Origin of the sequence: Tibeticola sp. (assembly GCF_022759015.1) — a bacterium.
Classification (GTDB): Bacteria; Pseudomonadota; Gammaproteobacteria; order Burkholderiales; family Burkholderiaceae_C; genus Tibeticola; species Tibeticola sediminis.
The window spans coordinates 1-13,177 of sequence record NZ_JAEMQB010000039.1 but is presented as its reverse complement, the minus strand read 5'-3'; the positions used below and the strand labels follow the sequence as shown (position 1 = coordinate 13,177).

The window sequence follows — 13,177 nt, the reverse complement described above, 5'->3', positions numbered from 1 at the left end:
TGCCCGAAGGGGCGCCCCAAAACGCGCCCGAGTAGGCGCAAAGCACAGCCGTAGCTCGGGCTACGGCGCGCATTTGCAACGCCCTCTGGCGTGTTTTGGGGCGTCAAAGCGGGCATGACCCATTCCCTCTCAGCCTCTCAGGCCATGTACATCCCACCGTTGACGTGGATCTCCTGGCCCGTGATGTAGCCCGCCTGGGGACTCGCAAGAAACGCGACGGCGTGGGCGATGTCCTGCGGCCGGCCCAGGTGGCCCAGCGGGATTTGGCTCAGCAACGCTTTCTGTTGCTCTTCCGAGAGCGCAGCCGTCATGTCCGTCTCGATGAAGCCCGGCGCCACGCAGTTGACGGTGATGCCACGGCTGCCGAGCTCACGCGCCAGCGCCCGGCTCATCCCGGCCACCCCGGCTTTGGCCGCGGCGTAGTTGGCCTGCCCCGGGTTGCCCGAGGCCCCGACCACGCTCGTGATGTTGATGATGCGCCCGTAGCGCTGCTTCATCATCGGGCGGATCACGGCGCGGCTGAGGCGAAACACGGCCTTGAGGTTGGTGTCGAGCACCGCATCCCAATCTTCGTCCTTGAGCCGCATCGCCAGCATATCCCGGGTGATCCCGGCGTTGTTGACGAGCACCTGCAAACCACCGTGCTCCTTCACGATGCTCTCGACCAGCGCCTCGACCGCCGGTGCGTCGTTCACATCGAGCCGCACCCCCCGCGAACCCGAATCCGAGCCGAGCGCTGCCGAAATCCGCATCGCCCCCTCCTCGGTCGTGGCGGTGCCGATGACCCGAAAACCCTGTTCCGCCAGTTGGCGGGCAATGGCCGCGCCGATCCCCCGACTGGCGCCCGTAACCAAGGCCACTTGGCCTTCCATTCGCTCTTGCAACATCGTCGATGCTTTCTTCTGAGAGGACATTCCAGACAGCGACTGGCCTCAAGCCAGCCGCGACTTCCATTCGGCCAAGGTCGCCGGACCGTCGATCGCCCCGCTCTCGAGCGAGGGATCGATCCGCTTGACCAGTCCCGAGAGCACCTTGCCAGGCCCACACTCGACCACCGTGGAGACGCCGCGCGCCTTCATCGCCACCACCGTCTCGACCCAGCGAACCGGGCCAAAGGCCTGCCGATACAGCGCATCACGAATCCGTGCCGGGTCGCGCTCGATGGCCACATCGACGTTGTTGATGACATCGATCCGCGGCGGCGCAAACTCGGTTTGTTCGAGCCGCTCGCGCAATCGCTCCGCCGCGGGCCGCATCAGGCTCGAGTGAAACGGCGCCGAAACCGGCAGCGGCAGCGCCCGCTTGGCACCGGCCGCCTTGAGGTGCTCGCAGGCGCGCTCCACCGCCGCGCGCGTGCCCGCAATCACCGTTTGCATCGGATCGTTGAAATTGACCGCTTCGACCCGCTCGCCTGAGGCCGGATCGAACTCGGCCGTCACCGCCGCGCAACCCGAAACCACTTGGTCGGCCGGCAGCCCCAGAATCGCCGCCATGGCGCCGGTGCCGACCGGAACCGCCTCCTGCATGGCTGCGGCGCGCAGACGCACGAGCGGCGCCGCCTGCGCCAGGCTCAGCGCCCCGGCCGCCACCCAAGCCGAGTATTCGCCCAAGGAATGCCCGGCCAGCAAAGCGGGCTCGGCACCGCCCTCGGCACGCCAGGCGCGCCAGGCAGCCACACCCGCCACCAGCATCACCGGCTGCGTGTTGGTCGTCAGCGCCAGCGCCTCCTTGGGCCCTTCGTGGATGAGCTTGGCCAGATCCTCACCCAAGGCATCCGAAGCCTCGGCCACGGCCTCGCGCACCGCCGGGTGATCGCCCCAGGCGTCGAGCATGCCAACCGACTGCGAACCCTGGCCCGGGAATACAAAGGCAAACGTACTCATGTCTCTCTCGGATTTTTAGAAGAAATCAGGCGATCGCCGGCAGAAACCGGCGCCCTGTTGCTACATTTTGAGGAGCACAGAACCCCAGGTTAAGCCCCCGCCCACCCCCACGCGCAAGACCCTCAGGCCGCTCGGGATACGCCCGTCCCGTACCCCGGCGTCGAGCGCAAGCGGAATCGACGCGGCCGAGGTGTTGCCGTGCTGATCGACCGTCACGATCACGCGGTCCATCGGCAGCTTGAGCTTGCGCGCAGCACTTTGCATGATGCGCACATTCGCTTGGTGCGGCACGAGCCAGTCGACTTCTTCGGAGCCCATGCCTGCGCGCTGCAACACCGCGCGGGCCGTTTCTTCCAACACCCCGACCGCGAGCTTGAACACCGCCGGCCCATCGATCTTCAGCAAGGGGTCGCCCAGCACCTGCCCGCCCTGCACATGGCCAGGCACGCACAGGATGGCGAGATGGCGGCCGTCGGCGTGGATGTCGGTGGCCAGGATGCCTGGCCGCTCGGACGCTTCGAGCACAACCGCTCCCGCCCCGTCACCGAACAAGACACAGGTCGTCCGGTCCTTGAAATCGAGAATGCGGCTGAACACCTCGGCGCCGATCACCAGCGCACAGCGGGCGGAACCCGAGCGGATCATGGCGTCGGCCACGGTCAGCGCATAAATGAAACCGGTGCAGACCGCCTGCAGGTCGAACGCGGGGCAACCGGCGATCCCCAATTTGCGCTGAACGATGGTGGCCGTCGAAGGAAACACCATGTCCGGCGTCGATGTGGCGACGATGATCAGGTCGACCTCGGCCGGTGAGCGGCCCGCGGCATCGATCGCGCGGCGCGCGGCCTCGGCGCCCAAATCGCTGCTGAACATGCCCTCGTCCGCGAAGTAGCGCGCGCGGATGCCGGTCCGCTCGATGATCCAATCGTCCGAAGTTTCGATGCCGTCCCGAGCGAGACGCTCGACCATGTCGGCATTGCTGAGTCGGCGCGGCGGCAGCGCGCTGCCGGTGCCGGTGATGCGAGAGTAAAGGCTCATGGATTCGTGGGTGCAGTGCTGGCGCCCGCGGGGGCCGCAACGCCCAGCGCCAGCAAGGGCGCCGCGTGGGCGATGCGCGCCTCGACGCGATCGAGCAAATGGTGACGGGCGGCATCATACGCCCGCTCCAGCGCAAAGCCGAACGCCAGCGCATCGGCCGAACCGTGGCTCTTGAACACCAAGCCACGCAGACCCAGCAGCGCCGCACCGTTGTAGCGCCGGTGATCGACCCGCTTCTTGAATGCCGCCAAAACCGGGTAGGCCACCACCGCCGCAAGCTTCGTCCCAAGGTTGCGCGAAAACTCTTGCTTGAGGAACTCCGCAATCATGCTGGCAAGCCCTTCGCTGGTCTTGAGCGCCACGTTGCCGACGAAGCCGTCGCACACCACGATGTCGGCCGTTCCCTTGAAAATGTCGTTGCCCTCGACGTTCCCAATGAAATTGAGGTCTCCCGCCTCCCCCGCCGCGCGCAGCAATTCACCCGCGCGCTTGATCATCTCGTTGCCTTTGATCACCTCTTCGCCGATGTTGAGCAAGCCCACCGACGGCGCCGTGCGACGCTCATCGAGCACCGAAACCAGGGCCGAACCCATGACCGCGAACTGCAACAGGTGCAGCGCCGTGCAATCCACGTTCGCCCCGAGATCGAGCACCGTCGTCGCCCCACCGCGCACGTTGGGCAACTGGGTCGCAATCGCCGGACGATCGATGCCCTCGAGCGTCTTGAGCAGATAACGGGCCACCGCCATCAGCGCGCCGGTGTTCCCGGCCGAGACCGCCGCCTGCGCCTGCCCGTCTTTGACCTGGGCGATCGCCACGCGCATCGACGAATCGCGCTTACGCCGCAGCGCGACCTCGACCGGGTCGTCGCTCGCCACCACCTCGCTGGCAGTCACGACCCGCGTGCGCGGCCAGTCGATCTTGGCCAGCGCCTCGGGCAGCCCCACGAGAATCAGCGACGCATCGGGATGGCGCTCCAAAAACTGGCGGCAGGCCGGCAAAGTGATCTCGGGGCCGAAATCGCCCCCCATGCAATCGACCGCAAGGGTCAGGGAACTCGTCGTCATTGCGGATGGGCCAGAGGTGGTGTGTGGCGGCGTCGCGCCCGACAAAGAAAAAGGCCCGAGCTACCTACGTAGCAACGGGCCTCGTCCTGCGCCAACGGCTCAGGCTTCAGATTTCGGCTTGATCACCTGGCGGCCCCGGTAGAAACCGTTGGGCGTGATGTGGTGGCGCAGATGCACCTCGCCGGTGGTCGGCTCGATCGCAATACCGGGCACCGTCAACGCGTTGTGCGAACGGTGCATGCCGCGCTTGGACGGCGATTTCTTGTTTTGCTGGACAGCCATGTTGGCTCCTTTGAGTCGAATGGAGAAAAATCACGGAATGCAGGGAGCAATCCAAAGGACACCTGCCGGCTGGGGAACCGCCCAAAGGCATAAGGGTTTCCGACCCCTGCGTCGAACGTCTCAAACCGAGGTCGAGACAGCCTTTCATTATACCGCAGCAATGCCACGTGGCGGCCCGCATGGCGCCCGAGCCGCACAGCCCCGGTCAATCCCGCCCCTTTTTCCCCGCCGTCCACTGAGCCAGCACATCGAATGGCCGCGCCCGCTCGGCCTGCGCCGCCTCGAAGTCCGGATCGACCACGGCGAAAGGAACATCGACCGGGCATTGCTCGTGCTTGGGCACGATCGGCAGTGCCAACAACAACTCGTCTTCGATCAGCGCATGGAGGTCAAAGTCCTTCGACAGCACCAGGACATCCTCCTCGACCTCGTCATCGAGCCGCTCGGCGATCGATTCGTCGGCCGCAAAGCGGAACCACCGATCCACCTCGACCGGGATCTCGACCCGACCGAGACAACGCTGGCAAAGCAAGGGCACCACCGCCTGCAGCTGCAGATGCAACCAGATCTGCGGCCCGCCCCCCAGTTGCGGCCGCGCCTCACCGAGCCCGCGCGCCTGCACCGACAAGCCTTCGACGCCCCCCACCGCATCGGCGACCACACGCGCAAAGCCTGAGAGGGGCTCCACGATCTCGAACGTGCCGCCGCGCCGGGCAAAGGCGTCGATGTCGACTCGCTTGAGATTGAAGATCGGCTTCATGGGGCGAGTGTAAGAGAATCGCCGCATGCACGTCCCCCAACAAGCCCCTGCGCGCCGCCCGCTGATCCTCGGCTCGACCTCGGTCTATCGCCGCGCCTTGCTCGAACGCTTGCAGATCCCCTTCGAAGTCGCCGCTCCCGAGGTCGATGAGAGCCCCCTGCCCGGCGAAACCCCAGCCCGCTTGGCCGCCCGCCTCGCGCTGGCCAAGGCCCAGGCGGTGGCCCAGCGCCATCCTCGAGCGATCGTCATCGGCTCTGACCAAGTGGCCGATCTGCATGGCGAGTCCTTGGGCAAACCTGGCACACACGAGCGCGCCCGCGCCCAGTTGCAGCGGATGCGCGGCCAGTGGGTCCACTTTCACACCGCCGTCGCGGTAGTCTGCATCGAAGCCGATTTTGCGCAAACCGAGTGCGCGGAGGTTCGGGTTCGCTTTCGCACGCAGGCAGATGGGCTCGACGACGAGGCGATCGAGCGCTATCTCGCCGCCGAGCCCGCCTACGACTGCGCCGGAAGCGCGCGCAGCGAGGGGCTCGGCATCGCCTTGCTCGACTGCATCGAAAGCGACGACCCGACGGCGCTCGTCGGGCTGCCGCTGATCCGAACCTGCCGACTCCTGCGTGCCGCCGGGCTGCAGCTGCCATGACCCAGCCCTCGAAAACGTCGTCGTCCGATGCAGTGGGCCAACCCGCCGCCCCCCGGCTCGGCCGGCTGTTCCTGGTACCGGCCCCGCTCGACCATGGCTGTGCGGAACCCACCCGGCTCGAAGACTCCCTGCCCTCCGGCACCTTGGCGGCTGCCGCGCAGATCACGCACTGGATCTGCGAAAACGCGCGTTCGGCTCGGGCCTACCTGAAGCGCATCTCGGCCATCGTGCCGCTGGCCGCCCCCCTGCAAGCGCAGCACATCACCGAGTTACCGCGCTTGGCCCACAAGAAAGGGGATCATTCTGGCGCTGCTGGCGCCGAATACGACGCGGCGGGCCTCTTGGAGGCGGCGCGGGCCGGCGCCGACATGGGACTGCTCAGCGAAGCCGGCATGCCCGGCATCGCCGATCCCGGCAGTGCGGTCGTCCGCGCCGCGCACCGTCTGGGCCTGCCCGTCATTCCGCTCGTGGGTCCCGTCTCGCCAGTCCTGGCGCTGGCGGCCAGCGGGCTCAACGGGCAAAACTTCGCCTTCATCGGTTATCTCCCGCAAAACCCCGATGAACGGGTGCAGCGCATCCGCGCCCTCGAGGCCTACGCGATCAAGACCGGACAAACCCAGTTGTTCATCGAAACACCCTATCGCAACCGCGCCCTGCTGCAGGCCTTGGTGCAAACGCTCGCCCCCCAAACCCTGCTGGCCGTGGCCTGGGGCGTCACGCTGCCGGGTGGCCGGATCATCAGCCAGCCGGTCAGCGCGTGGCGAACGATGGCGATCGACGCCGTCGCAGCCGAATGGCCCGCGGTGTTTGCGATCGGGCGATAGCTCGGTCGGCTCGTCAGCGCAGCGGGGGTGCCGTCCGAAGCGCCCGAGCCGCGCCCTCACCCACCGCGGCGCCAAATCGCTTGACGAGCCGCTCGGCGACGTTTTCGCGGCGCGTGTAATCGACGATGTCTTCCGCGTGAACCACGTCACGGGCGACGGAGTCGAGCGTTCCGTATGCATCGGCCAGACCCAATTCGATCGACTGCTGGCCGGTCCAAAACAGCCCGCTGAACATGTCGGGATGCTCCTTGAGCCGATCCCCGCGCCCTTTTTTCACGGCTGCGATGAATTGCGCATGAATCTGGTCGAGCATCGTTTGCGCGTGGGCGCGCTGGGCCTCGGTCTGCGGACTGAACGGATCCAGGAAACCTTTGTTCTTTCCCGCCGTCAGCAGCCGTCGCTCGATGCCCAGTTTGTCCATCAAGCCGGTAAAGCCAAAGCCATCCATGAGGACGCCGATGCTGCCAACGATGCTGGCCTTGTCCACATAAATCCGGTCGGTCGCTGCCGCGATGTAATAGGCGGCTGAGGCGCAAGACTCTTCCACGACCGCATAAATCGGCTTGCCGTGCTGGGCACGCAGCCGCGCGATCTCGTCGTTGATGATGCCCGCTTGCACGGGGCTACCGCCGGGCGAATTGATCAGCAGCACCAGCGCGCGCGAACCCGAATCTTCGAGCGCGTCGCGCATCGCGGCAACCACCTGGGCCGCGCTCGCCTCGCCGTCGGAGGTGATTTCGCCCTTGATCTCGACCACTGCGGTGTGCGCGATCGACGGCTCCTTGGGAACCGCCCCATTCGAGTAAAACATCCAGGCCAGGGCGACGAAAAACAGCAGCCACCCGAGGCGAACGGCCGTGCGCCAGCGGCGCGCGGCTCGCTGCTCCTCGAGGGCCGCAAACGCCCGCCGCTCCCGCGTCTGGCGCTCCCCGCCCGCCGCGGCGGCGTCGGAAGCCGCAGAGACAGCAGAAGTCGCGTCTTCGGGCGTCGCGACCGGACGCTCAGCATCGTTTGAATTCATGGCGATAGATCTTCAAAGGTCATCAAAAGTCGGCTCGGGCTGTATGTCTTTCGAGGGCCGCCAAAACACCGTGCCGTCGACCTCTTCGACGGCAATCTCGGTCAGCGGGCCGCGGCAGGGCCCTGCGGCGCAAGCACCCGTATCGGGCCGGTACGTGGCACCATGCGTGGCACAGATCAGCCATTGTCCACTGGAGTCGAAAAACCGGTTCGGCTGAAAGTCCATCTCCATCGGCAGGTGGCTGCACCGATTCAGGTAGGCATGGACACGGCCGCGCCAGCGCACGGCAAACGCCCGACACGGCTCTGCGCGCCAACGAACCTCGAACGGCACGGCGTCGCCGCCCTCCAGCAAATCCGAGCTGGCACACAAAGCCACGGGCTGATCGACGGGCGCCATGCACTCAGCCTCGTTCGCGCAGCCAGCGCTGAAGATCAGGGACCGTAGGCGCCACATACAGTGGCTGCAAGGGCTGCAACAGCGCGGGATCGTGCGCCCCATACGCGACACCCACCGCCGGACAGCCGGCGTTGCGCGCCATCTCCAGGTCGTGGGTGGTGTCCCCAATCATGAGCGTGCGGTCTGGGTCGGAGCCAAGCTCCTCCATGAGTTCGAAGAGCATCTGGGGATGCGGCTTGCCCGCCGTCTCCTCGGCAGTCCGCGTCGCCGAGAAATACGGGCGCAGACCGCTGTGGTTCAGCGCTTCATCCAGACCCCGCCGGCTTTTGCCGGTCGCCACCGCGAGGGTGCGACCGGCACGCTGGAGCTCTTCGACCAAGGCCCGAACGCCGTCGAACAGGGCGATCTCGTGTTGGGCAGCGAAATAATGGTGGCGGTAGCGGGCCACCAGATCCGGCAGACGCTCCTGCGCCACATCCGGCGCCGCCCGGCGCATGGCTTCGGCCAGGCCGAGGCCGATCACCCAACTCGCCGCGGCTTCATCGGGCACGGTCCCGCCGACGTCTTCGACCGCCTGCCGGATGCAGCGCACGATGAGCGCCGTTGAATCGAACAGCGTGCCGTCCCAGTCAAAGACGATGAGATCAAACCGAGCGGTTGCGGACATGGTTCCAAAACTCCTCGAGATCCGGCGGCGGCGCGGCCTCGAGCGCCATGCGCGCGCCGGTCATCGGATGGTCAAACTCCAGCTTCCACGCGTGCAGGGCCATCCGCCGCAAGCCACTGCGTGTCAAAGCCTTGTTCCGGTCAAAGTCGCCATATTTATCATCCCCGGCAATCGGGTAGCCCGCCGACGCCAGGTGCACACGGATCTGATGGGTGCGCCCGGTTTTGATCGTGACCTCGAGGCAGGTGAAACCGGGTGCGCGCTCGCGCACCCGCACGAGCGAGAGCGCGGCCTGCGCATCCGGGTCGTCGCGGGTAGCCACCCGAACCCGACGCTCACCCTCCGATCCAGCCGTCGCACCCGCGGAACCCACAGCCACCAAATACCGCTTGAGCGGTGCATCGAGCACTTTGAGCCGCTGCGGCCATTCGCCCAGCACCCAGGCCAGATAGGTCTTACCCGTCTGGCGGCTACGGAACTGTTCCTGCAGCCGCGTCAAGGCACTGCGCCGCCGCGCTACGAGCAAGATGCCGCTGGTTTCGCGATCGAGCCGATGGACGAGTTCGAGAAACCGCGCCTCGGGCCGGGCCTGCCGGAGTTGCTCGATCACGCCGTAACTCACCCCCGAACCGCCATGCACGGCGACGCCCGCGGGCTTGTGGATCGCCAGCAAGGCCTCGTCTTCGTAGAGGATTTCGAAGTCCCGCGGGGGTGCGGGCCGCAGAGCCGCAGGCGCAGCCTGGGCCACCCGGACCGGCGGCACCCGAACGAGGTCGCCACACTGCAGCCGGGTGTCGGCCTGCGCGCGCGCCTTGTTGACCCGCACCTCGCCACTGCGAATGATGCGGTACACATGGGTCTTGGGCACCCCTTTGAGTTGCCGCAGCAAATAGTTGTCGAGTCGTTGCCCGACGCCCGACTCATCGACCGTGAGGTGACACACCCGAGCCGCGTCCGGCACCTGCGGCTGCCCCTCGGGCCCTATAATGCGGCTCACGGTCGTCGGAAAGTGGTTAAGTTCGATGGAAATACGCCCCGAAAGCGGGGAGTTTATTCGACTTCAATCCCGACGCCGGTAGGTCGATGCCGCCTGAAACCATGCCGCGCAGACTGAAGGCTCGAGCCGACAGTGGCACGCCATGACCTGGGCTAGAGCCGACACCTGAAACCCTGAACGAATACCCGAGATTCGCGCGCCCAAGCCGTGCGCGAACGGATCAAAAGCGAGACATGCCGTGTGGTTCCTGACGATGCTGATGTTCTGGCGCTGGCTGCCGATGCCCGCGCAGCACATGGCATCGGCCGTTTGCAGCCGCCCCTCGTTGGCTGACGCCTTCGTCGAGTCGCCGCTGCCTGAAGGCCGCGCCCGCACCCTCGCCCTCATCCACGCCCCCCCACGCCCACAGAGGAGCTGAGGCTCTCTCCGTCGCGGCCGCCTGCGGCAACGGTTTTCTCCAGGTTTCCCGGTTTCGACTCCGGCATCGTGTGCCCCGCGAGGGCAGGTACTTTCATTTTTGAGGTTCCGCGATGAAACGGATGTTGATCAACGCAACCCAGGCCGAAGAACGCCGCCTGGCCATCGTCGATGGGCAAAAACTGCTCGACTACGAGATCGAAATCGAAGGGCGCGAGCAGCGCAAGGGCAATATTTACAAGGCCGTCGTGACGCGGGTCGAGCCTTCGCTCGAAGCGTGCTTCATCGACTACGGGGAGGATCGCCACGGCTTCCTACCCTTCAAGGAAATTTCACGCCAATACTTCGCCGAGGGCGTGGCACCCAGTCAGGCGCGCATTCAGGACGTGATCCGCGAAGGCGACGAACTCATCGTCCAGGTCGAGAAGGAAGAGCGCGGCAATAAGGGCGCGGCATTGACGACGTACATCTCCCTGGCCGGGCGCTACGTCGTCCTGATGCCGAACAACCCCCGCGGCGGCGGCGTCAGCCGGCGCATCGAGGGCGAGGACCGCGCCGAGCTCAAGGAGGCGATGGACCAGCTCGAATACCCCAAGGGCATGTCCATCATTGCCCGTACCGCGGGCATCGGACGCAGCGCGGCCGAACTGCAATGGGATCTGAACTACCTGCTCAAACTCTGGACGGCGATCGAAAACGCGGCCAAAGGAAGCAAGGGCCCGTTTCTGATCTATCAGGAATCGAGCCTGGTCATCCGCGCCATCCGGGACTATTTCAATCAGGACATCGGCGACATCCTGATCGACACCGACGACATTTACGAGCAGGCGCAGCAGTTCATGTCGCACGTGATGCCCGAGTACGCCGCTCGGGTCAAACGGTATCGCGACGATGCTCCATTGTTTTCGCGTTTCCAGATCGAACACCAGATCGAGACGGCCTACGCGCGCACCGTTGCGCTGCCCAGCGGCGGCGCGATCGTCATCGACCACACCGAAGCCTTGGTCGCGATCGACGTCAACTCGGCCCGCGCCATCAAGGGGGGTGACATCGAGGAAACGGCGCTGCGCACCAACCTCGAAGCTGCCGATGAGGTGGCCCGCCAGATGCGCCTGCGTGACCTCGGCGGTCTGATCGTGATCGACTTCATCGACATGGAGGAAAGCAAGAACCGCCGCGAAGTCGAAAACCGCCTGCGCGATGCGCTGCGCCAGGACCGCGCGCGCGTGCAGTTCGGCTCGATCAGCAAGTTTGGCCTGCTCGAAATGAGCCGCCAGCGCCTCAAGCCCGCGCTGTCCGAGGGATCTTCGATTCCGTGCCCGCGCTGCGGCGGCGCCGGCCACATCCGCGACACCGAAAGCTCGGCCTTGCAGATCCTGCGCATCATTCAGGAAGAGTCGATGAAGGACAACACTGCCTCGGTGTTGTGCCAAGTGCCGGTGGATGTCGCCTCCTTCCTGCTCAACGAAAAGCGCACCGAGATCGCCAAAATCGAACTCAAGCAGCGCATCCACGTGCTCGTCGTGCCCAACAAAGCGTTGGAGACGCCCAACTACAAGCTCGAGCGGCTGCGCCACGACGACCCGCGGCTCGACCTCATCGAGCCCAGCTACAAGCTGGCCGAAGAAGTCGAGGACCCGACCTCGATCACCCGCCGCTCGCAAGAGCCGACGAACCGCCAAACGCCCATGATCAAGGGCGTGCTGCCCGACATGCCCGCGCCGGCTCCGGCCCCCGCCCCGGCCCCGGTCGCAGCGGCACCCGCCGCGACCGCGCCTGCCGCTGCACCCGCGCCGCTGCCGACAGCCCCAGGCAAGAGCGGCGGCTTCTTCGGCTGGGTCAAGGCCTTGTTCGCCCCGGCCGCTGCCACCCCACCCAGCGCACCCGAGCCGAGCGCCGTCCCTGCCGCGCCCGCATCGCGCACCACCAACGGCGAGAGCAACCGGGGCGGGCGCGGCAATGGGCACAATGGGCAGCGAAGCTCAGGACGTCGGAACGATCGAGGCGAGGGTCGGCGCGACAACCGCCGAGGCGGCGAAGCGGCTGGTGAACGCGCCACGGTCCGCCAGGGCGGCTCCGCCGAGGCCGAGTTGAACGCGTCGTCGTCGCCGACCGTCGCGCCGAACGCCGGTTCATCCGGCGCGACGCAGCGACCGCGCGGCGGGCGCAACGATCAGCGACGCGAGCGGCCTGAAGGCCGTCCCGAAGGGCGCGCCGAGCGTCCCGCCCGCCCCGAATCGGCTGGCACGGCCACCGAGACGGCTGCATCGACCACCCCGGACACCGAAGCGCTGACGGCGCAGAACTTGGGTGCAGAAACCGTCACGACTTCCGTCGAACCGAAGGGCACGCGCGATCGCCGCCCGCGCGAGCGTGGCCGCCGCGAACGCCGCGACCGAGACACCACACGCGAGACCGAAGCTGCACCAGCTCCCGACCGGGAGGCAGCCGCAGCACCGGCCGCCCCGGCGGACGAAGCCGCGCCCAGCACCAGCGGGCGTCGTTCGTATTTCGACCGCCCCGAGACCGCCGCGATGCAGCCAGCAACGGCGCCAGCGGCCCCCGTGCCGAGCGAAGCGCTGGCAGAGTCGACTCCCGCCCCACAGGCGGCCGCGCCCGCGGAGCCGGCTCCGGCTCAGCAAGCAGCCCTGCCTGCCGAAGCACCCGCGCCAGCGGTTGCAGCCGCTCGGGCCGAGCCCGCAGCACCGGCTGCGGTCGAGCCGTATCGGCTGCCTGTGGACAGCCTAGAAGCCTTGGCGCGGGCCTCGGGCTTGGTTTGGGTGCATTCCGATGCGGCCAAGGTCGCGGCGGCCCAGCAAGCCATCGCCGCCGAAGTCGCGCCGCCGCGGGTTCCGCGCGAGCGCCCCGCACCCGTGGCCCAGGATGACGCGCCGCTGATCCTGGTGGAGACACGACGCGACCTCAAGAACCTCGAACTGCCCTTCTGAGAGGGGCCGGTGATCTCCCTCCCTTGGCGACGCGCGAGCGCCGCCGCCGGGATGGGATGAGCGGCGCGGCGCTGGCGAGAGGCCGCTTCAGCTCAGAGGCTGAGAGGGAATTGGGCGTGCCCGAAGGGGCGCCCCAAAACGCGCCCGAGTAGGCGCAAAGCACAGCCGTAGCTCGGGCTACGGCGCGCATTTGCAACGCCCTCTGGCGTGTTTTGGGACGTCAAAGCGGGC

13 protein-coding genes are annotated in these 13,177 nt (G+C 66.9%); 3 read left to right on the top strand and 10 right to left on the bottom strand.

The features are described from left to right. Positions 1-137 precede the first annotated feature (137 nt). From fabG to JHC36_RS02460, 6 genes are all read right to left on the bottom strand, one after another. A complete protein-coding gene (fabG, locus tag JHC36_RS02485; protein WP_287915426.1) occupies positions 138-887 on the bottom strand; it encodes a 3-oxoacyl-ACP reductase FabG in 750 nt (249 codons plus the stop codon). 45 nt (positions 888-932) lie between these two features. Continuing rightward, positions 933-1,883, bottom strand: coding sequence for an ACP S-malonyltransferase (fabD, locus tag JHC36_RS02480; protein ID WP_287915423.1), 951 nt, complete (start codon positions 1,881-1,883; stop codon positions 933-935). A 60-nt stretch (positions 1,884-1,943) separates the two neighbouring features. Further along, a complete protein-coding gene (locus tag JHC36_RS02475) occupies positions 1,944-2,921 on the bottom strand; it encodes a beta-ketoacyl-ACP synthase III (protein WP_287915420.1) in 978 nt (325 codons plus the stop codon). Further along, complete coding sequence (gene plsX / locus JHC36_RS02470) at positions 2,918-3,988, bottom strand: phosphate acyltransferase PlsX (RefSeq protein ID WP_124223979.1); 1,071 nt, start codon at positions 3,986-3,988, stop codon at positions 2,918-2,920. Before plsX ends, JHC36_RS02475 begins: the two co-directional genes overlap by 4 nt. Positions 3,989-4,087: 99 nt before the next feature. Continuing rightward, positions 4,088-4,270 (bottom strand): 50S ribosomal protein L32, encoded by a 183-nt coding sequence (rpmF, locus tag JHC36_RS02465; protein ID WP_124223977.1) that lies wholly within the window; start codon positions 4,268-4,270, stop codon positions 4,088-4,090. A gap of 205 nt (positions 4,271-4,475) precedes the next feature. Beyond that, the gene (locus tag JHC36_RS02460; protein WP_124223975.1) at positions 4,476-5,030 is read right to left on the bottom strand and encodes a YceD family protein; all 555 of its coding nucleotides are present in this window, start codon (positions 5,028-5,030) and stop codon (positions 4,476-4,478) included. 25 nt (positions 5,031-5,055) lie between these two features. Here JHC36_RS02460 and JHC36_RS02455 point away from each other — a divergent pair, with 25 nt between their 5' ends. Further along, positions 5,056-5,673, top strand: coding sequence for a Maf family nucleotide pyrophosphatase (locus JHC36_RS02455; protein ID WP_287915416.1), 618 nt, complete (start codon positions 5,056-5,058; stop codon positions 5,671-5,673). After that, positions 5,670-6,497 (top strand): SAM-dependent methyltransferase, encoded by an 828-nt coding sequence (locus JHC36_RS02450; protein WP_287915413.1) that lies wholly within the window; start codon positions 5,670-5,672, stop codon positions 6,495-6,497. The genes JHC36_RS02455 and JHC36_RS02450 overlap by 4 nt, the downstream gene beginning before the upstream one ends. A 13-nt stretch (positions 6,498-6,510) precedes the next feature. On the opposite strand, the gene JHC36_RS02445 is transcribed toward JHC36_RS02450, so the two are convergent. Genes JHC36_RS02445 through JHC36_RS02430 form a run of 4 tightly spaced genes read right to left on the bottom strand, consistent with a single transcriptional unit; the run spans position 6,511 to position 9,581 of the window. Beyond that, a complete protein-coding gene (locus JHC36_RS02445) occupies positions 6,511-7,518 on the bottom strand; it encodes a S49 family peptidase (RefSeq protein WP_287915411.1) in 1,008 nt (335 codons plus the stop codon). 12 nt (positions 7,519-7,530) lie between these two features. After that, complete coding sequence (locus tag JHC36_RS02440; RefSeq protein ID WP_287915408.1) at positions 7,531-7,917, bottom strand: Rieske (2Fe-2S) protein; 387 nt, start codon at positions 7,915-7,917, stop codon at positions 7,531-7,533. Between the two features lie 4 nt (positions 7,918-7,921). After that, entirely contained in the window at positions 7,922-8,584 is a 663-nt protein-coding gene (locus JHC36_RS02435; RefSeq protein WP_287915405.1) for an HAD family hydrolase, read from the bottom strand. Continuing rightward, on the bottom strand, positions 8,562-9,581 hold the full coding sequence (locus tag JHC36_RS02430; RefSeq protein WP_503006782.1) for an RluA family pseudouridine synthase: 1,020 nt from the start codon (positions 9,579-9,581) through the stop codon (positions 8,562-8,564). The genes JHC36_RS02435 and JHC36_RS02430 overlap by 23 nt, the downstream gene beginning before the upstream one ends. Positions 9,582-10,111: 530 nt before the next feature. Here JHC36_RS02430 and JHC36_RS02425 point away from each other — a divergent pair. Further along, on the top strand, positions 10,112-12,946 hold the full coding sequence (locus JHC36_RS02425) for an Rne/Rng family ribonuclease (protein WP_287915403.1): 2,835 nt from the start codon (positions 10,112-10,114) through the stop codon (positions 12,944-12,946). The last annotated feature ends 231 nt before the right edge of the window (positions 12,947-13,177 follow it).